At 45.8% G+C, this 17744-nt stretch carries 22 protein-coding genes; all 22 read right to left on the bottom strand.

Translation table 11 applies throughout. The features are described 5' to 3' along the window. Positions 1–20: 20 nt before the first annotated feature. The 22 genes from BM056_RS00960 to BM056_RS00865 all read right to left on the bottom strand — a co-directional run bounded on the left by BM056_RS00960 (position 21) and on the right by BM056_RS00865 (position 17727). Complete coding sequence (locus BM056_RS00960) at positions 21–476, bottom strand: hypothetical protein (protein WP_131820701.1); 456 nt, start codon at positions 474–476, stop codon at positions 21–23. Between the two features lie 11 nt (positions 477–487). After that, positions 488–862, bottom strand: a complete 375-nt coding sequence (gene fliS / locus BM056_RS00955; RefSeq protein WP_092467803.1) for a flagellar export chaperone FliS — start codon at positions 860–862, stop codon at positions 488–490. 20 nt (positions 863–882) lie between these two features. Continuing rightward, positions 883–2463: a flagellar filament capping protein FliD gene (gene fliD, locus BM056_RS00950; protein WP_165613314.1), complete on the bottom strand. Its 1581-nt coding sequence runs from the start codon at positions 2461–2463 to the stop codon at positions 883–885. Positions 2464–2627: 164 nt separating this feature from the next. Further along, on the bottom strand, positions 2628–3053 hold the full coding sequence (hepT, locus tag BM056_RS00945; RefSeq protein ID WP_207648110.1) for a type VII toxin-antitoxin system HepT family RNase toxin: 426 nt from the start codon (positions 3051–3053) through the stop codon (positions 2628–2630). Then, the gene (gene mntA / locus BM056_RS00940) at positions 3034–3474 is read right to left on the bottom strand and encodes a type VII toxin-antitoxin system MntA family adenylyltransferase antitoxin (RefSeq protein ID WP_092467797.1); all 441 of its coding nucleotides are present in this window, start codon (positions 3472–3474) and stop codon (positions 3034–3036) included. Before mntA ends, hepT begins: the two co-directional genes overlap by 20 nt. A gap of 54 nt (positions 3475–3528) precedes the next feature. Further along, positions 3529–3666 (bottom strand): hypothetical protein, encoded by a 138-nt coding sequence (locus BM056_RS25955; protein WP_165613313.1) that lies wholly within the window; start codon positions 3664–3666, stop codon positions 3529–3531. A gap of 247 nt (positions 3667–3913) precedes the next feature. Continuing rightward, positions 3914–4117, bottom strand: coding sequence for a YjfB family protein (locus BM056_RS00935; protein ID WP_092467795.1), 204 nt, complete (start codon positions 4115–4117; stop codon positions 3914–3916). A 56-nt stretch (positions 4118–4173) separates the two neighbouring features. After that, positions 4174–4407, bottom strand: a complete 234-nt coding sequence (locus BM056_RS00930; RefSeq protein ID WP_092467793.1) for a hypothetical protein — start codon at positions 4405–4407, stop codon at positions 4174–4176. A gap of 74 nt (positions 4408–4481) precedes the next feature. Continuing rightward, positions 4482–5354, bottom strand: a complete 873-nt coding sequence (locus BM056_RS00925) for a flagellin N-terminal helical domain-containing protein (RefSeq protein ID WP_092468400.1) — start codon at positions 5352–5354, stop codon at positions 4482–4484. Between the two features lie 482 nt (positions 5355–5836). After that, positions 5837–6532 carry an RES family NAD+ phosphorylase gene (locus tag BM056_RS00920; RefSeq protein ID WP_131820700.1) on the bottom strand — a complete coding sequence of 232 codons (696 nt, stop codon included), beginning with the start codon at positions 6530–6532 and terminating at the stop codon, positions 5837–5839. 514 nt (positions 6533–7046) lie between these two features. After that, positions 7047–7391 carry a hypothetical protein gene (locus BM056_RS25830; RefSeq protein ID WP_131820699.1) on the bottom strand — a complete coding sequence of 115 codons (345 nt, stop codon included), beginning with the start codon at positions 7389–7391 and terminating at the stop codon, positions 7047–7049. Between the two features lie 3 nt (positions 7392–7394). Next, the gene (locus tag BM056_RS00915) at positions 7395–7664 is read right to left on the bottom strand and encodes a hypothetical protein (RefSeq protein ID WP_092467789.1); all 270 of its coding nucleotides are present in this window, start codon (positions 7662–7664) and stop codon (positions 7395–7397) included. A 101-nt stretch (positions 7665–7765) separates the two neighbouring features. After that, complete coding sequence (locus BM056_RS00910; RefSeq protein ID WP_092467787.1) at positions 7766–9487, bottom strand: flagellin N-terminal helical domain-containing protein; 1722 nt, start codon at positions 9485–9487, stop codon at positions 7766–7768. Between the two features lie 126 nt (positions 9488–9613). Continuing rightward, entirely contained in the window at positions 9614–9844 is a 231-nt protein-coding gene (csrA, locus tag BM056_RS00905) for a carbon storage regulator CsrA (protein WP_092467785.1), read from the bottom strand. Beyond that, complete coding sequence (fliW, locus tag BM056_RS00900) at positions 9844–10299, bottom strand: flagellar assembly protein FliW (RefSeq protein ID WP_238456258.1); 456 nt, start codon at positions 10297–10299, stop codon at positions 9844–9846. The genes csrA and fliW overlap by 1 nt, the downstream gene beginning before the upstream one ends. 86 nt (positions 10300–10385) lie before the next feature. Beyond that, positions 10386–10685, bottom strand: coding sequence for a hypothetical protein (locus BM056_RS00895; protein WP_092467783.1), 300 nt, complete (start codon positions 10683–10685; stop codon positions 10386–10388). Between the two features lie 42 nt (positions 10686–10727). Further along, positions 10728–12032 (bottom strand): flagellar hook-associated protein FlgL, encoded by a 1305-nt coding sequence (gene flgL, locus BM056_RS00890; protein ID WP_092467781.1) that lies wholly within the window; start codon positions 12030–12032, stop codon positions 10728–10730. A 45-nt stretch (positions 12033–12077) separates the two neighbouring features. Then, positions 12078–13493 (bottom strand): flagellar hook-associated protein FlgK, encoded by a 1416-nt coding sequence (gene flgK / locus BM056_RS00885; RefSeq protein ID WP_092467779.1) that lies wholly within the window; start codon positions 13491–13493, stop codon positions 12078–12080. Between the two features lie 111 nt (positions 13494–13604). Continuing rightward, positions 13605–14093, bottom strand: coding sequence for a flagellar protein FlgN (locus tag BM056_RS00880; RefSeq protein WP_092467777.1), 489 nt, complete (start codon positions 14091–14093; stop codon positions 13605–13607). 20 nt (positions 14094–14113) lie between these two features. Continuing rightward, entirely contained in the window at positions 14114–14398 is a 285-nt protein-coding gene (gene flgM, locus BM056_RS00875; protein ID WP_092467775.1) for a flagellar biosynthesis anti-sigma factor FlgM, read from the bottom strand. Between the two features lie 85 nt (positions 14399–14483). Continuing rightward, positions 14484–15569 carry a protein-glutamate methylesterase/protein-glutamine glutaminase gene (locus BM056_RS00870; protein WP_092467773.1) on the bottom strand — a complete coding sequence of 362 codons (1086 nt, stop codon included), beginning with the start codon at positions 15567–15569 and terminating at the stop codon, positions 14484–14486. After that, positions 15553–17727, bottom strand: coding sequence for a chemotaxis protein CheA (locus BM056_RS00865; RefSeq protein ID WP_092467771.1), 2175 nt, complete (start codon positions 17725–17727; stop codon positions 15553–15555). Before BM056_RS00865 ends, BM056_RS00870 begins: the two co-directional genes overlap by 17 nt. Positions 17728–17744: the final 17 nt, after the last annotated feature.

The following is a 17744-nucleotide window of genomic DNA, read 5'->3' as shown; positions in this document are numbered from 1 at the left end:
AATATACCTCCCTTTGATCCTTATTTCTTTTGATCAATGAAATAACCTTCAACCTGAGCGCTTTTTTGGTAATAGCTTTTTATTGTCTGCCTGCCCAGGCGCAGGTCTTTCATTGATTTAACCATTTTTTGAGCCAGCCTCTCCATACCGTCCCTAACCTGTTCATCAAGCTCTAGCGCTTGTTTCAATTGATCATGTATCTGTTTTTTTAAATCTAGATACTTGACTTGATTAGATAATAACTCCTCTCCAATTAGACTTACCAATTTGGATAAGCCATTATCAATCTCATCAACCGTTTTGATTATGTGTTCTTTTTTTTGAATCAAACTGTTTAATTCGTTTATGTTTTCATCCAATATGGCTTTTCGCTGCAAAGAAGTCAAATTACAAAAATCATTAAGCTTGCCTAATTTTTGTTCTAAAGATTCTATTAAATCCTCATGGTTCACTGTGCTAAAAACCTCTTCGTTCAATGTTAAACTACCTACCCTCTGGTTTTTTCCATGGCTATTTTCCAAGTATCACGCAGGTCTTCGGCCAATTCAAGCATCCGCTTTAATACAGCAATATCTTTTTTTATATTCGCCATCATTAATTGTTCAATAATAAAATCATATAATTGCTTCAGGTTAGTCGACAGCTCAATTTCATGATTAAGTGTCTCGGACAGGTGTATATATATTTCCTGTGCCCTGACCAGGGCTTCATTAGCAGCTTGCATATTGTTTTCTTCAATATATTTCATGCCCTGTTTAATAAATTTAACCCCACCGCCGTAGAGCATATGCGTAAGCTCTTCCGGAGCCGCGCTTGTTACCGAATTCTGTTGATACTTTTGATAGGGGTTGCTTAAAGCCATATCTACGCCTCCTCAAATTATTAGCTGCTGCTGCCAAACTGCTGCTGTAGCCAGGCACTTTGTTGATTTAACTGTGAAATAGCCTGTTCCATCGCGCTAAATTGGCGGTAATAGCGGTCTTCAATCTGCTCCAAACGATCATCCCAATCTTCCAAACGAGAATCAATGTCTTTAATCTCTTTGCCAATATAGCTTTCATCAACTAAGTTATAATCACTGGCAGAACCGGCTTTGTCAAATATTTGGTCCATGCCATAGTTAATATTTTGGTATAACCTTGAAGCTATACCCATCTCATCGTAATCATCCGTATCCGATGTCTTGGTAAACAAACTCATTACACCCTCGGGGTCTTTTTCTACGGCTTTCCGCAGTTGATCTTCATTCACCTCAAGCACCGCAGACATATAATCGGCAGTTGTTTTAATGCCAATCTCCGATAACCGGTCATTGTAGATGGTTTGACCATCCTCAACATATCCACCGGAAACATCGGGCACTACAGAGGACATGGTCATCCGAACCTTTGTAAGAATGCTTGACAGTATTGTATCGTTTCTCAACAAGCCGCTTTTGGACTTTTCTATCCATTGATCAATTTGATCGTCCGTTAATTTTTCCCGTTGATCATCCGTCAATGGTTCATAGTCTGTATACCGTTTTTCGTATAATTTATCTGATAATGTCTCAACTAGTGAATTATATTGATCTACGAAGTCAGTAATAACCTTAACCACAGCATCGGTATCGTTAGTGACTGTGACAGTTGTGGCGACAGGATCACCGTCGTCATCTTTGGCACTAACACCCTTCAAGTTGAAAGTCAGGCCGTTGATGGCAACTGTATTGGAAGCTGACGTATAGGTGACACCGTTAAATTGATAACTGGCATCCGCGCCATTGATATAAGCCGCCGATTTGTTGCTTGCCGGATCTTCAGGGTTGGTTGTTATTTTCAATGCATCAGCCAGTGTGCTGTCGGTGCCGTTTTCAACAGCAATATCCCCCGCGCCGGTTTCAGCGCTCATGATAAAAATCCTGTCCAGATTAGCATCATAGGAAGCCTTTACCTTCCAAGTACCGTCTTCGGGCTTATAGTTATTTATTTCATTAATCAGATCGTATATACTCTCGGTATCTGTATCAACCTCAAAAGTATTGGTTACAGTCGTGCCATTCAGTGTTTGACTGATCGTAATGCTCTGAGTGCCGGAAATGTCCTGGGAGGCTAACTGTTTGCCAAGTGTGGACTTGTCGGCGTCTGATTCTATTTTTTCCCCTGTTATATTGGCCCCGACAGCCATCTGCTCCACGGCAAAGGTATAAGTCCCTGCAACGGCATTGCTGCCTGCAGTCACCGCAGCAACACTTCCATCAGCGATAATGGTTTTTTTAGTCAGAAAGGTCGACTGCAATTTCATATTAAAAACGGTATCACGGAAAGTGCGCAAGGTATTATTAATATCTCTATACTGCTCCTGCTTCCATTCCAGTATTTGTCTATCCTGTTGAAGTTTAATTGACGGAATTCGCTGGGCATCCATCAACTGTTTGATCATTGATTCATAATCTATTCCCGACGCCAGCCCGCTAACGCGCATAACCATAAATCATCACTGCCTTTCATAATAGCAGAATTATAAGTAATCTTAGTTAAAATATCGGAAAAAAAAGCAATTACTTTACCATTATTTATTTGTCTCAATACAAAAAAACTCCGCCAATATGGCGGAGGAATAACAACAGTGCCTGACACCGGATGGGATTAGTCACTATTAAAGATTTTACCTAACTGTATTATAACTTGTTCCAAGTCCATTAGGTCATTTTGCATAAATGTATGTAGCATTTCTTCATCTATGTCCCAGTAAATATGGACCAACCTGTTTCTGAATTTTGCCATCTGCACCAGTGAATCGGTAAATTTCTCCGTGAACACGCCTACTTCTTGCATAACCCGAAAAGTATCGGCATAATCTTCAGGTGTTCTGTACATTTTATTGGCGATAATGTGGTTACACAGGTCTATGGCTGCTTCAATTGCAATGATAAAATTATATTTGGCGCTGCCGGTTTTATCCGGGTCGCTGATAAATGCTTTTTTTTCAAGTCGGGATAGCCTGTGCAGGTTTGCCAGAGATTTCTTTAACTCATAACATAGCTTGTTGATTTTATCCTGGTTGTATTTCAATATTGAATGCCTCCTTCAGATAGTTTCTGCGGAGGGGGGCAAAGTCACAATACCTGATGATAGTGCGGACATGGAATTCTATGCGCTTATTTTCATTGCGAGATACGATAATTTCACCGGATTTGATGACATTATATTGAAAGGATAGGGGAGCATTGTTTAAAATTCTTACATCTGTTGGGTATTTGATTATTTTTTCCAACGCTATTTCCAACTGTAGCTCATAGGCTGTCGCTCCAGGACATTCTGTATTTAAATTGACAGCTATATCAATGTCGCCAAAGCTTCGTTCAGTCACAAAAGAACCATGCAGGTAAACAAAACAAATTTCCGTCCTGTGGTACATAAATGACGTTAACATACTTTTCATTTTTTCTTTTTCTGCAGGTAACACGCAGTATTTTTTATGTCTGAAAGCCATCGAGACCACCTTTCCAGGTATGGCGTTTTCTAAACTATTACTAAGAATTTAAAATTAGCCTTGATCTACCGGATAGAATCCTTTTCTAAGCCAAAGTACAATATTGGGAAAAGCCAGGATAATTTCCGGTATTTCCTCAACCTGACCGGCAATCTGGACGATCAACAGTTCTTTTTGCTTTTTGTCCAGCAAAAATCTTTTGATCCTCCGTATAATTTTCCAACTCCCATAAATTTTACCTATATTCATTATACCACAATCTGTATACAGGGTGAATTATTCCATCTCGCCAAATTGCAGCATTTAAACCTGAGCTGCGGTATTATCATTGCAAGTCAGATTGCGTCAGCATAACCCTCATGGTATAATAAGGAAAATCAATTCTCGAAAAAGGTGTTCTTTAGTGTAATGTTATATTCCAATCAATTTTGTCTATAAACTATGCAAAAGTGTTAATGTTGCTACCCAGGTGCGACTGCATGATCTGGGCTGCGGCCTTCCCCTCCGCCGCCTTATCCAGCATCCGGTTTATCAGGCTGCCGCCCTGCTCCGCCGTGCCCATGGCCTTTTTCAGCACGGCTATACCCACATCCTGCCGCAGTTGGGCTTGGTTCTTTAGTATCGACAGCGCCGCTATATCCATCAGTGTCACCTCCGATCTTGGTGGTGTCTATGTACTGTGGGAATAAGTGAACAGACTTACTGGTAATCCAGCCAGAAAACCTTGCTCTGCTCGTCCAGCTTTGTCACTTCCTGCTGTAGCCCCTGAAGCTTGGCATTGATCTCCCGGGTCTGGACGCGACTGAGGCTGTTATCCCTGGCGTATTCGGCCAGTGCCCGCATCTCTGTCAGCCTAGCCTCGATCTCAGCCAGGGCTCCCATTCTTCGTTCCACCCATACAAGTTGTTGTCTCAGGTATTCTTCATTGGTCATTTATACCACCATTCCATGATTTAACTTGCAAAGCAGTGCGAACCAATTCATAACGGGAAACGTCTCCGATGCAATCAGGATTTCCGGTTTGGAGCCATTTGTTGCAGCAGCCACAGGACGCTCTCCGCCTGCTGATTGGCCTGAACGAGCATGGCCTGCGCAACCTGCTGGAGGAGGCTGTACTTCGTCAGCGCCATCATCTCCTTGGCCATATCCGCATCCCTGATCCTGGATTCGGCGGCAATGAGGTTTTCGGCGGTGGTATCCAAATTGCTGATCGTGTGCTCGAGGCGATTTACGTAAGCGCCCAGCCTGCCCCTTTCGCTGGAAACGTCCGCCAGGGCTTGATCGACAACGGCCATGTTATCATCATAGGAGTTTTTCAGTATATTGACGCCGTTTAGGGCAAAATCCGGCTCCGCACTTGCCCCCAATGTGCCGGCACTCATATTGCCAAATTGTATGTAGGTTCCTTGACCGGCGTTTGCCCCCAGCTGAAGCCAGAGCCCCTTGCCCGTACCGGAGTCACAGCTGCCGTCGAGGAGCTTTCTGGTGTTAAACTTTGTTCTGCCGGCTATTCCCCCAATTTCTTCAATTAGCTGGTCTATTTCTTGCTGGATTGCTCTTTTGTCGCTGTCGCTGAGGGTACCGTTATGCCCCTGTATCACCAGTTCCCTGATGCGCTGAAGCATGGCGTGGGTTTCATTCAAGGCTCCCTCGGCGGTCTGGGTCATGGAGATACCATCCTGGGCATTCCGGCTGGCCTGCTGCAGGCCCCTGATCTGCGCCCGCATCCTTTCACTGATGGCCAGACCGGCGGGATCGTCCGCAGCGCGGTTTATCCTGAGGCCCGAGGATAATCTTTCTATGGACCTGGCAACCATTTTACCGGCTATGGTCATGTTTCTATAGGCGGTCAACGCGGCAATATTGTGGTTTATGATCATGGTTTTAATCCTTTTTGAAAACAAGTTGGACAGCTGTCAATTCACATTACGTCCTCTTGGTTGTTAATCGTTGAAATATTTACATATTGTGTAATTATATAATAAATAAGTTGATAAGTTTGGTAGCTGACACCTTCGTCTTTCATAATGTAATTAATGTGCTTCCTATTTTATTGTGCCGAACGATAATTGTTGCCTCATTTACACTACGAAACAAAACTTGCCGTCATTTTGTTGCTATTCATATTCACGGTAACATACCATGAAAATTGTTCTTATAGCTGCTTCAGTCCCTTGGCTGCCCCATAATCGCTTTAGTTTGTTAAGTCTTTAACGCGGCGGGGGTCTGTCCCCCTTTGGGATGTTTTGGGAATGGCGTCGAGCCATGACCAAAACCGACCCCGTGTTAACAAAATGAGGGACGTGCCTTTTTGGATGTTTGGGTAATGGTGCATACCCCAAGCCAAAAACATCCTCAAGCATTACCTATATTCAAAATGAACACATTCCATATTATTTGCTTCAAAAATACATATATTGTAACCGCTTTCACATAGTGCACTACTATATTTTACTCCATCATAACCTTTATCCTTAATCAATTTTGCTATAAATTGAGTTGGTAAATATTCTTTTTTTTCATCACTGTCTTTGAGGGGCTTTGAAAACTCTTCATCTATTATTAGTTTATAACTATTGACTTTACTTCTTTCTGCTTCTCTATCGCTGCTGAAGTCTAAAATTTTTAAGTTGGTTCTAGATCTAAATGTGCCTATGTAAAATGACTCCCTTTTTTTAATTCTTGTCTCTTTCATTGCCGTGATCTCATTATTTCCTAAATATAAGTATGCTACTTTTTCGGGATTTAATCTCCCTGCTTTTGTTCGTGCAGGATCTGGAGCAAAATTCTCTCCCTTCATACCAACATCCCATCTAACAATTCTAATTAACTTTTCCTGTTCATTTATTATAATCTCATCTATCCCATTCAAGAAATTTTTGATAAATATATTATTATCCATAAAATAGGAATCAACTTTTAAACCATGCACCTTAATATGTTCTGCAAATTCAGTATATTTTTCTCGTGTATGGTTGTTATTCGTAGTATATGCACTGCAAGATAAATCTTGGTATCCGTTATTCATATTTATGCCCATTCCTTTCGCTTCGCTCAAGGCACAAAACGTAATAGAATGTTGGCTTCGAGCTATTTTTTTATTAATCTAAGTCATAGGGATAAAAAGTTAACTACAAATCACGGGGAGTGAGTGGGCCGCTTCAGTATTGGAGTGACCGCATGGTTATATGTTTAGATTGCCTTTCCAAGCACAAATAAGTGTGACTTCAAGCACGCAGACTTATCTTTGTATAAACATTACTCGTTTATTGCCATGCAATCAGTCAATGCTGTCTATCTCCGTAATTTTTTGAAAATAATTTCTCGATGACTTTAAAAATCGTTTACAAAATTTGTTGTGGCATTGATGTCCACAAAATAGTTTGCTGTCTACGCTTAGAGACGTGGATCGCCCCACGCCTCGCAAGACTCGCTGTAGATAGTTGGCCTAAACTTTTCCCAGTGGGGTTCCCACCCACTATATGATACGCCCTTAGTTTGGCGAACGGCCACTCCCCTTTTGGGATATTTCGGAGGGGTAGTAAGCTTTTTAATGTTTTCCGGGCAGAATATTATGGAAGAACAATTGCACCAAGAGAGTTCCTATTAATGTCTTTTCGGAACTTTTCAAAGTGCTGGTAATTTTCAAAAAGATGGTTAACACCATCAGCATCGGGGGCACCTTCGGAGAAAAAAGAATCAAGTTTAACAAGATCTACCTTGACGGGATCCGAGTGTATCGTTGCATAAGGGGGATTAAGATAAATATAATGGCGATTGTCTTTTCTTAATATGCCTTGTTTACTAAACGGCTTAGGAAAGGGATTCGGTAAATTTGCTACATCTAAAAGCCATGTATTTGATATAAAATCATAATTATTTGAAAGCAAATCACTGGTTGTCCCAATAGAGGGCAATACCTAAAAGACCGAGCGACGAAAACTCCCTGTTTGTTTAACCAGACTTTGCAACTGCTTATGAGTGGTGCTAAATCGTCTACCAGCCTTTACTACATAACTCGATGCCTTAAATTGTAGTAGTAGTAATCTACCCCCTAAACGAGCGCATACATCAAAGCCCCATTTGGCTTCTTGTTTCTGCGTCAAACCAAACCATATTATTTTCCCACCATAAATGGTATTAAGCTGAGCACAAATATTGAGTTCAAAAGTCTTTTCCGACAATCGCATGGTAGGCCCCCTTTCTTTATACCCTACATGCAGAGACAAATATTTACAGCAATCAAGGTAAGAAGAGACCTTTAATTAAAGGTCTCTTCTCGATTATTTAATTACCGCAGGAGCTGCAGTACGTTTTGCGGCGCCTGGTTGGCCTGAGCCAGCATGGCCTGAGCGGCCTGGGAAAGGATGTTCATTTTGGTGTATTCCATCATCTCCTTGGCCATGTCGACGTCACGAATACGGGACTCGGCTGCGGTCAGGTTTTCACTGGATGTTCCCAGGTTGTTGATGGTATGTTCCAAGCGGTTCTGATAGGCACCCAATTTGGAACGCTCAGCCGATACAGTTTCAATAGCCTTATTTATAACTTCAACAGCTTTAGCTGCACTTTCATGGGTTGAAACATCCAATGCTGATTCAACTGCGGTATTATTGGTACCATTAGTTACATTGTTTACACTGGAAAAACCTTCAGTGCCAGCAGTACCGGTGATACCTAACGCCTTAGCTCTCATATCTGCAATAGAGATAGACATGCTTTGACCTTTATTGGCACCTACCTGGAATGTTGCTTCAAAATCTTCTTGTCTTCCGCCGTCACTGAAAGAGATGCTATTAGCGGCGGTTCCCGCCTGACGAGCTTCTATTTGGATATAACCTGCACCACTTGTACCTTCTTTAATGATTACGTTGTTTAGTTTCCCTGAAGTTTGTGCAATTAGGGCGGCCCCAAGATCAGCACCGTCATCCAAGCCTGCAATGTCTACACCTATACCATTACCTTCATAGTTGCCTTTAGCACCGTCATAAAACTCAATAACCTGGCCATCAATAGTAAAGCCTTTGCCGGCTAAAGCTAAAACATCTGCCTGCGTGGCCAAACTCGTAAGATCAATTTCCGCTGACAATGCTTTAGTTCCCGGAGTTATGGTACCTGGTGTAACTGCACCAGCAGCCCCCACTGCTGCATCCGAATAAGTTGTTCCAGCAATAGATCCTGCGGGACCATCCGCTTCACTGCCGGCAATGGCAGAAATAGTTAAAGCGGCGCCAGCACTAGTGGCTTCGTATTGACCATCAATGCCAGCAGCATCAAAGGCATCATTTAATATACTCGCTAAAGCAGCCGCACTGCCAGCGTCGTCTGTAGCATCGGATGTACCTAATGTAATTGTTAAGCCGTCTGCTGAAACACTGTTTGCAGCAGCAGCGGTTTGAGTTTGGTCAATGGTTACAGTAAATGTTTTGCCACCAACTGTAAATGTTGCAGTTTCGCCGTTTGCTCCAGCTTGGGTTAGGTCAGCAATAGTATCGGTAATATTAACTTGGGATAAAGTATCTGCGGTACCCGGTGTCCCGTCGTTTAAGGTAGCCGCTGCAACAAGACCGGTTGCAGTTACCGTCGCGGTATTGTTGCCGCCTTTAAGCAATTTTTGGGTGTTAAATTCAGTTGTATTACCTATACGGTTAATTTCTGAAGTTAATTGATTAATCTCTTTTTGTATTTCATCTCTGTCAACTTCCACGTTGGTGTCGTTGGCCGCTTGATCGGCCAACTCCCGCATACGCTGCAGAATGCTGTGGGTCTCGTTTAAGGCACCCTCGGCGGTTTGAATCATAGAGATGCCGTCTTGCGCGTTACGCGAAGCCTGATCCAAACCACGGATTTGAGCCCGCATTTTTTCACTAATAGCCAGACCGGCAGCGTCATCGCCAGCCCGGTTGATACGCAGGCCGGAGGACAGTTTTTCCAACGATTTCTGCCCGATGCTGTTGTTGCTGCTCAACTGACGATAGGTGTTCAGCGCTGCAATGTTGTGATTGATAATCAAGTTTTCATTCCTCCTTGAAAGTTATTTTGCATCCATGCATTTAAATTCCAGGGTGGCCACCCCAAGGATTTTTCACATCCTATTTCTTTTAATCGGTATTTTTTTCCGATACTTTAGCGCCAAAGTCTATATCTTCTTAAATAAATTTGACAAAAGCTCAATTGATTCAACGTTGTTGGTTATAGCATCAATATTTTCTCTCTGAACCGCTTCATAAAGTTCCGCACGCAAGATTGTAATATCCCGGGGAGCATGAATGCCGATGCTGACGGAATCCTGCTTGATTTCCAATACCGTTATCCGGATATCGTCGCCCAGCATTATACTCTGCTTCTTTTTACGGGTCAGCACCAGCATTATTTTCCCTCCCCGCCAGATGTTTTTTGGCCAAACAATTGATGTTTTGTTGTGTAAGGCGAGCCGGACATAATTACCTGTTTGGCGCGATTTTGCTCGGTATTAATTATAATGGGGGCGACCAAATTGGCGGTGGCCCCGGCGGGGTTGCCCCCGGGTACGGTAATAGTTGTTAACACCAGGGGTTTCTCGGGAGATGTCAGTTCCAGCTCCTCGATATCGTTTTCCGGTATGTCACAGGTATAGTCTTTAAAGAATTTAAACGGGTCAATCACCATTAAGGCCACTTCCGGCGCCTCTGCCGCTTGCAGCCAGTGAATATCCTCCGTGCCCGCCACGGGTAGGATAAAGAACCGGCGCAAATTTTCGAAGCCCGGAATGCCTTTGGGAAATGCGATTATTTTATTGCTGTCTATTTCCAGCTCACCAAAACGCGTGGTGTTGACTCTCATCATTTTGATTCCCCTCTTGCTCTTTCATTGACAGGATAAGCATAATAAAATTAAGGTGACCCTGTGGCCACCCGGACGCATATTATATCCTATATGTATAGATCAACTTTTTTTGCTTTACGTTGCTTCTGCTGCTCCTGATTTTCTCCATGCTTTTGATTTTGCTGTTCCTCGCGCCGGCTGACTTTTTGATTATAGACTTTGCTGTTCTGCATGGTTTTATCAACAGGCCGCTTGGTAACCTGTTCCTTGGCTTTTTTTTGCCCTGCAATGAGGTTTGCCGCCAATGCGTCGTCATGGCCTGGTTTATTGCGCACCGGGTCGACATCGCGAATTTTTACAGCGTCTTCAATTATCTGGGATTGTAACCCGCCGGCACCAATTTTCACTGGCTGCACCCCTCATATCAGAATTTATTTCCTAATCACAGCCTACTTTAAAAAATTGAGCAAGGAAACTTGGAGTATTTGCGAGCCGGAAGCCAGGGAAGCGTTATAGGCAAGCTGATTCTGGGCCAAGTCTATGGTTACTTTGGCCAAATCAACATCTTCCAGGTTGCTCATAACCTGATTTAACAGCACTTCCTGGTCTTCCAGCTGGTCCTGCACCGATTCAAAGTGCTGTGTGCGTGCGCCAACCTGAACTCTGAATTTTAATAAATGATCGATTTGATCGTAAACCTCACCTATGGAATATTCCACACCGCCCGACAGTTCGCCGTCGTCACCATATACACTGGTTATGCCATTATTTAAATTATCCCTGAGGTCAAAGAGAGCTTGAAATACCCCGCCGTATACCGTCCCGGTTTCTTCATCAACACAGCCAAACATTCCTGGATCGGCGCTTTCGGGATGTGCGGAATAATCTGTCGAGCTGCCCAAGACCCCGTCGGCTGATTCCGCAACTCTTAGCGTCCCAGAATTGCTGTAGATAATAAATTTTTTTCCGGCTTCGTATTCAACAGCCAGGCCGTCACCCAAATCTGTAATTTCATCTGCGATTTCCTGGTAGGTTTTGGGGCTGCCATCGGATTTATATGTACTTACCCTATATTCCTTGTCACCGGCGGTTATTACCAGCTCTCCGTCACCGTGGGCAACTGTTTCACCAGGAGTGACTACGTTGCCATCGGCATCCAGTACATCACTCTTAATGCCGGCGCCCCCGTCACGAGGAGCATATAGATCAATGACATGATCAAACCCCGTAACGTTGATGGCGTAATTGGCCTGATCAAGTATTTCCCTGTTCACACTATCGAGGTTGCCCGAATAGATGATGGTGTCGTCCACACGTTCAAACGGTGGACGGTTATTTTTAGTTCCCGCAAAAATATATTTGCCGCCGACAGTGGTATTGGCGATATCCACCAGCTCGTCGATCATTTTGTCTATTTGTTCGCCGATTGCCGCCATGTCATTTTCATCCAGTGTTCCGTTGGAACCTTGAACATCATACTCAAGGATTCTTTGGAGCAGGCTGCCGGCCGTGCCCAATGCCGTATCGGCCGCGTCCAGGTAGCTGAGCCCGTCCTTGATATTGCGCATATATTGTTCGTTCATAGCTACGGTGCTTCTGATGTTCAACAATTGGCTGAGCGAATTGGGATCATCGCTGAGCCTGATAATTTTCTTGGTAGTGGAAGACATTTCCTGGGTCCGGGCAAGCTTTTGCATGCTCCTTTGAATGTAGTTTTGGGTATTTTTAGCAATAATGCCGTTGGTGATACGCATATGTATCTTCCCTCCCGGGGTTCTAAAACTTTTTTATACTGTCAGCTAAACCGCAGTCCGGTTGATCAGGTGATCCAACAATGCATCCAGGGTTGTCATAACTCTGGACGATGCCTGGTAGCCGTATTGATACTGGAGCATCAGCGAAAGTTCTTCATCCATGTTTACCCCGGCCACGGACTGCCGCAATGATTCAAGCTGCTCGTTAATGGCGCTTTGATTTTCGGCCATGTCCATAAACCTGCTGTAATCGGCTCCGACATCGGACAGTAAGGCGTTGTAAAATTCATTAAATGTGGCGCCGTCGAGCTCATCAATTCCCGTGCTGTACAGCCTGGCCACGTCAATAGCCTTGGTGCCGTCAATCAGCAAGTTGCCGGCCGCATCACTTCCGGCGGGATTGGCCAATATATCCGGATTTACCCTAAACCGGTCATCGGGATTAGTGCTGGCAAGACTGCCCTGGAAAAAATCAATGTAGTCCGCTTCTGCTCTGCCCTCGTTGAGGGCTTGATTAATGACCCGGCTTAAAGAATCGGTCAATTTAACCAGCTGCCCCAGGTAGCTGTCAATATTGCCCAATACTTGATTAATGCCGTCCAAACTACCCTTGCCTTGATTAAGATAAACTAATTCGGAGTTATCTGCGTTGGCCCCAAAAGTTATTGCTACAGTATCATCCTCTTCTTTTAAGAAAAATTTATCTGTTGTTGACATTACATCTATATTATTAAAAAGCAGCCTCATTTCGCCGGTCGGTTTCCCGTTTTGGGTGATGTTTTCAACGGAAACCTCCCCGAAGCCGGCCAGCTGGTCAATCAAATAGTCTCTTTTATCCAGCAGATCATTGGGCTGGTTGCCTTGTTCGTAAACTTTGGTGATTGCCCCGGTAACGTCCCGAATTTGAGCCAGTAAGTCGTTAACCGTATTAACCTGGGAATCCAGCTGGCTAACCGCGCTTTCACGAACAATGGTCAGCTGCTGATACTCTTCTCTAAACATATTGGCCAATTGGTCGCCGATTTCGGCCACAGCAGCCTTGACGCCGGGGTCCTGAGGGTTGTTGTTCAAATCCTGCCAGGCTTTAAAAAAGCTGGTCAGCGTATCTCCGACGCCCGTTGTTCCGGGCTCCGTAAAAACAGCTTCCACTCTGGCAAATATATCCTCCTGGACTTGCCAGTATCCCCATGAGGATGTACTGTCCCTGGCCTGGGTGTCCAGATATTCATTGCGAATGCGCCTGATCTCATTTACTTCCACGCCGGTGCCCAATTGGCCGGGCGTCAATTTGCTCGACATAGTAGGGTTGGCATAAGGGGTGCTGGCAACAAGAACCGCATTCTGGCGTGAATATCCCGGGGTGTTGACGTTAGCGATATTGTGCCCGGTGGTTTCCAGGGACACCTGGCTTGCCTGCAAACCGCGCCGGGCTGTTTCTAGGCCTAAAAAGGTGCTGGGCATTTTATCTTACCTCGCTTTTGGTAGTTGGTTAGTTGGTTAGGGGTTAGTTGGTTAGGGTATTAAGTATCTAGATTGCTAGCTACTAGTTCCTTACCAACCAGTAACTAACAACTAAACGGATTTGTTAAATGACGCTGCGAAGCCTGCGCCGTCTTTAACCTGGCCGCTGTTGCCATAGGTGGCGCCGGCGGCTTGCCGGAAAATACCCAGCACCGTATTATTAAAACGCAGGGCGTTGCGGGTCAGCAGGCTGTTGAATTCCACCTGTTCCTTTAATTCCTCCAGGCTGCGGCGGATTTCCCGTCTTAAATGCAACAGGCGGAGGGATAAGTCTTCAGGAGCCCGGGCGGCTATTGCGGTCAGTTTGGCATCCGGCGGCAGGTTAAGCCGCTCCGTCAGTTGGCCGGTTATTTTTTCCCTGTTTTTATCTATTTCGCTCATTTTTAAGCCCAGTTGCTCCAAAGCGGCGGCGCAGGCGTTAATTGCCGCCAAATCGTTTTTCCGCAGGGCCCGGTTTTGTTTCCGGGTTTCTTCCAATAGCAGCGCTGCCAGCTCATATTGCTGCTGCATCGTTTGCTCAAGGTCACAATAAAGCTGCATCGTTTAATTTCTCCCCGCATCTAATTTTGGTCGTTTCTTTCCCGGATCAGGCCCCCGGCAATTTTTTCCGCACACGGCTGGTAGGTGCCGTCTGCAATCTGTGCTTTGATTTCGTCCACCCGGTCCTGCCTGATGTCGGGCATTGCTTTTAGTTGGGCCCGCAAATTGATAATTTCCTGGGCTTTGGTGGATATTTCCGTCCGGTCGTGCCGGGGGTTGATTTGTTTTTTTGCCGCGGCGTTATTGTTTTGGCTTTGCGCTTTATAGGCGTCGATAATGTTGCGTTCGGTAGGATTGATCTTCATGGCGAACACCGCCCCATTGCTTTTGTATGTATATTGATAGTATCGGCAGTTTTTTTAGTAACTTGAGTAGTTTTTGTTTATAAGATTAAACCAGCTTGATTATTTCGGCGGCTATTTGGTGCAGGGGGAGAATTTTTTCGGCGGCGCCCAGGTCGGCGGCGGCCTTGGGCATGCCGTATACTACGCAGGTGCTTTCATCCTGGGCGATGGTGCGGCCGCCGCGCCGGCGGATGGCCAGCATGCCCCGGGCCCCGTCGCGGCCCATTCCCGTGAGCAATACAGCCAGGGTGTTGTTTCCCGCCACCTCGGCGGCGGAGTTCATCACTACATCCACGGACGGGCGAAAGCCTCCGGGGGGAACCGGTTTATTTCCTTTATCCAACGCCACGCTGAGCCTGTCGCCGTATTTGCGCAAATACAAGTCGTAGCCGGCCGGGGCCACCAGCACCCGGCCCGGCGTGACCCTGTCTCCATGCTCGGCGTGCTTTACCTCCATTTTACACTTGCGGTTTAAATGCTCGGACATGGGGCCGCTAAAGCCTACGGGGATGTGCTGAACAACAATTATCCCGCAGGGAAAATTGGCGGGCAGCGCAGGCAGTAAATTCTGCAGGGCGGCGGGGCCGCCGGTGGAGGAGCCCACCACAACCAGGTCAATTTTGGCGTAGGGCGCTTTTTCAGCGGCAGCGGCCACCACTGCTGCCGCTGTTTGCGGTTTAGGTTTATAATCTATGACCCGGCTTGGAGCCGGTGCAGCCTGGCACCGGCCAATTGACGCCCGTCTGGCCACTCTGATTTTTCTGGTTAAATCAGCAACCATTTTTTCTACGCCGCCGGCTTTGGTTGGCTTGGGGACAAAATCCACTGCGCCGGCAGCCAGCGCCTCCATGGTTACACTTGTTCCTTCCATGGTGTGGGCGCTGAGCATAATCACCGGCACGGGACACTGCTGCATCAGCCTTCTAACGGTTGCAACACCGTTTAAGCCGGGCATTTCCACGTCCATGGTAACCACGTCGGGCCGGTGCAGCTTAACCTTTTTTATCGCGTCCTCGCCATCGACAGCGGTATCCACAACCTTTATGTCGGCCTGCATTTCCAGCAGCCGGCTGACAATACGGCGCATCAGCGCCGAGTCGTCAACTACCAGTACCTTAATTTGACGCAGCATATGAGAGGGCCTCCTCGGCTCCGACATGGCGCAGCAGGCCCCGAACGTCAACAATCAGTGAAACGTTGCCGTCACCAAGAATGGCCGCCCCGGAGAGACCTTCCACCTGCCCCAGGTAATCTCCCAGGGATTTAATTACTATTTCCTGCTCGCCAATCAGTTTATCCACCACGACACCAAGCTTGCGCTGGCCGCTGCCCACGATAACCACATAGATTTTTTGGTCAATTTGATCACCGGAACTATGACTGAAAATATCACCCAGCCGCTTTAACTGGTACACTTGCCCGCGCACCACGATAACCTCGGAATGCCGGATGTTTTTAATATCCCTGCTGTTTACATTTAGAGTTTCCACGACGTAAGTCAGCGGGAACGCGTAAGCCCTGGCGCCGCTTTCCACCATCAGCGCCCGGATAATCGCCAGGGTCAAAGGCAGTTTAATGGCAAAGCTGGTGCCCTGGCCGGGAGTGGTGGTGTATTCCACCGTTCCATTGATATTCTCAATCTGGGTGCGCACGATATCCATGCCCACGCCTCTCCCGGAAATATCGCTCACTTTATTCTCATCAACTGTTGAAAAACCGGACATAAAAATCAGGTCCATAGCCTCACGGTTACTCATCCGGTCATATTGCTCCCGGGTGATTACTCCGTTACGCAATGCTTTATTTTTTAGTTTTTCCACATTTATGCCCTGGCCGTCGTCTTCTACGGTAATGACAATGTGGCTTTCTACATATGAAGCTTTTAATTGCAGCAAGCCACGGGCCGGCTTGCCTTTTTTCAGTCTTTCCGCCGGTTCCTCGATCCCGTGATCAATTGAGTTCCTGAGGAGGTGAATTAACGGGTCGCCGATAACCTCAATAACATTGCGGTCCAGTTCCGTTTCCTTGCCTTCGATGATAAACTCCACTTCTTTGCCCAGTTTGTGGGCAATATCGCGGACCATTCTTGGAAAACGGTTGAAAACCTGCGCCACGGGCAGCATCCTTGCTTTCATAATTTCATGCTGCAGGTCAGTGCTTACCTGTCCCAGGTGAGTGGATATGTCCGAGATGTCGTCAACCAGGTCACCGGTGCCGTATCTATTCTCAAACACATCGACAAACCGGTCCAGCCTGGTGCGGTCGATAACCAGTTCACCCACCAGGTTCATCAATGTATCCAGCTTTTCTACATCAACCCGGACCGTTTTGATGGTTTTCTTTTCCGATGTTTCAGCATTACCGTTCTGCGTCTTCTCCGGAACATTAGGACGTCCGGCCAATTTTAAATTGGCTGCGCCGGTTTTATGTTCCAATTGATATTCGTAGCTGACTTCCTCTTTGAAAGCAGCACCGTTTTCCAACTGTTTGATAAACACATCTTTTATCTCTGCCACCGAAAGGGCCATATTTTTTATCTGGTCGGGGTCCGACTGGCTGATGATAACCATATCGATACTCTGGTCAAAATGGCCGTTCTGGATGTCCTCGGCAGGCGGCAGTGTTTTTATTATTTCCCCGGCCTGTTCCAGGGTTTCAAACAATAAAAATGCCCGGACCTCTTTCATCTGGCAGTCATCTTCAAAGATAATCTTTAATCCGTACCCCCTGAAGCCGCGCAGTTCGGCTTCAGTGATTACTTCCTCCACCACGCTGTCTATTTCTATATCTAATTCAGTTGGTTCAGCAGCTGTATTTGAGTCGGCACTTTGCGGGGTATTGCTTTCAGACGCGGGGAAACCGGGAGTCGAAGCCGTGCTGCCGGTTGCCGCGGCGGCAGCCGCCTGGTCATTGCCTCCCTGGAACAGCTTTAATTTTTCCATAACCGGCCCGATATCAATATGCTTAACGTCGCCTCCGACTATTTCCTCTTTTAATTCGGTCAAGGTATCCATAGACTCAAATAAAACATCAACTAATTCACCGGTTATGTTTAGCCGGTCGTGGCGTATCTCATCAAACAGGCTTTCTATGTTATGGGTTAATTCCGTCATTTTATCATAACCCATTACGGCAGATGAGCCTTTGATAGTGTGAGCAGCCCGGAAAATTTCCTGAATTACCTCCGGTGTAACCTGCTGCTGCTCCAGCAGCAAAATGTTGTCGTTAATGATCTGAAGTTTTTCTTCCAGTTCTTCCTGGAAAATTGCAATTTCTGCATCGCTAAACATTACTTCACCCCCGCTGT

It is taken from the genome of Desulfotruncus arcticus DSM 17038 (genome assembly GCF_900113335.1).
Classification (GTDB): domain Bacteria; phylum Bacillota; class Desulfotomaculia; order Desulfotomaculales; family Desulfallaceae; genus Desulfotruncus; species Desulfotruncus arcticus.
The sequence above is the reverse complement of the archived record's forward strand: the minus strand, read 5'-3'. Positions and strand labels throughout refer to the sequence as shown.

Excerpts from the sequence above, each read along its gene's own strand:
- fliS (WP_092467803.1), bottom strand. The coding sequence starts at position 862 with ATGGCTTTAAGCAACCCCTATCAAAAGTATCAACAGAATTCGGTAACA.
- fliD (WP_165613314.1), bottom strand. The coding sequence starts at position 2,463 with ATGCGCGTTAGCGGGCTGGCGTCGGGAATAGATTATGAATCAATGATC.
- mntA (WP_092467797.1), bottom strand. The coding sequence starts at position 3,474 with ATGGCTTTCAGACATAAAAAATACTGCGTGTTACCTGCAGAAAAAGAA.
- BM056_RS00935 (WP_092467795.1), bottom strand. The coding sequence starts at position 4,117 with ATGGATATAGCGGCGCTGTCGATACTAAAGAACCAAGCCCAACTGCGG.
- BM056_RS00930 (WP_092467793.1), bottom strand. The coding sequence starts at position 4,407 with ATGACCAATGAAGAATACCTGAGACAACAACTTGTATGGGTGGAACGA.
- BM056_RS00925 (WP_092468400.1), bottom strand. The coding sequence starts at position 5,354 with ATGATCATAAACCACAATATTGCCGCGTTGACCGCCTATAGAAACATG.
- BM056_RS00915 (WP_092467789.1), bottom strand. The coding sequence starts at position 7,664 with ATGCGATTGTCGGAAAAGACTTTTGAACTCAATATTTGTGCTCAGCTT.
- csrA (WP_092467785.1), bottom strand. The coding sequence starts at position 9,844 with ATGCTGGTGCTGACCCGTAAAAAGAAGCAGAGTATAATGCTGGGCGAC.
- fliW (WP_238456258.1), bottom strand. The coding sequence starts at position 10,299 with ATGATGAGAGTCAACACCACGCGTTTTGGTGAGCTGGAAATAGACAGC.
- flgL (WP_092467781.1), bottom strand. The coding sequence starts at position 12,032 with ATGCGTATCACCAACGGCATTATTGCTAAAAATACCCAAAACTACATT.
- flgK (WP_092467779.1), bottom strand. The coding sequence starts at position 13,493 with ATGCCCAGCACCTTTTTAGGCCTAGAAACAGCCCGGCGCGGTTTGCAG.
- BM056_RS00880 (WP_092467777.1), bottom strand. The coding sequence starts at position 14,093 with ATGCAGCTTTATTGTGACCTTGAGCAAACGATGCAGCAGCAATATGAG.
- flgM (WP_092467775.1), bottom strand. The coding sequence starts at position 14,398 with ATGAAGATCAATCCTACCGAACGCAACATTATCGACGCCTATAAAGCG.
- BM056_RS00870 (WP_092467773.1), bottom strand. The coding sequence starts at position 15,569 with ATGCTGCGTCAAATTAAGGTACTGGTAGTTGACGACTCGGCGCTGATG.
- BM056_RS00865 (WP_092467771.1), bottom strand. The coding sequence starts at position 17,727 with ATGTTTAGCGATGCAGAAATTGCAATTTTCCAGGAAGAACTGGAAGAA.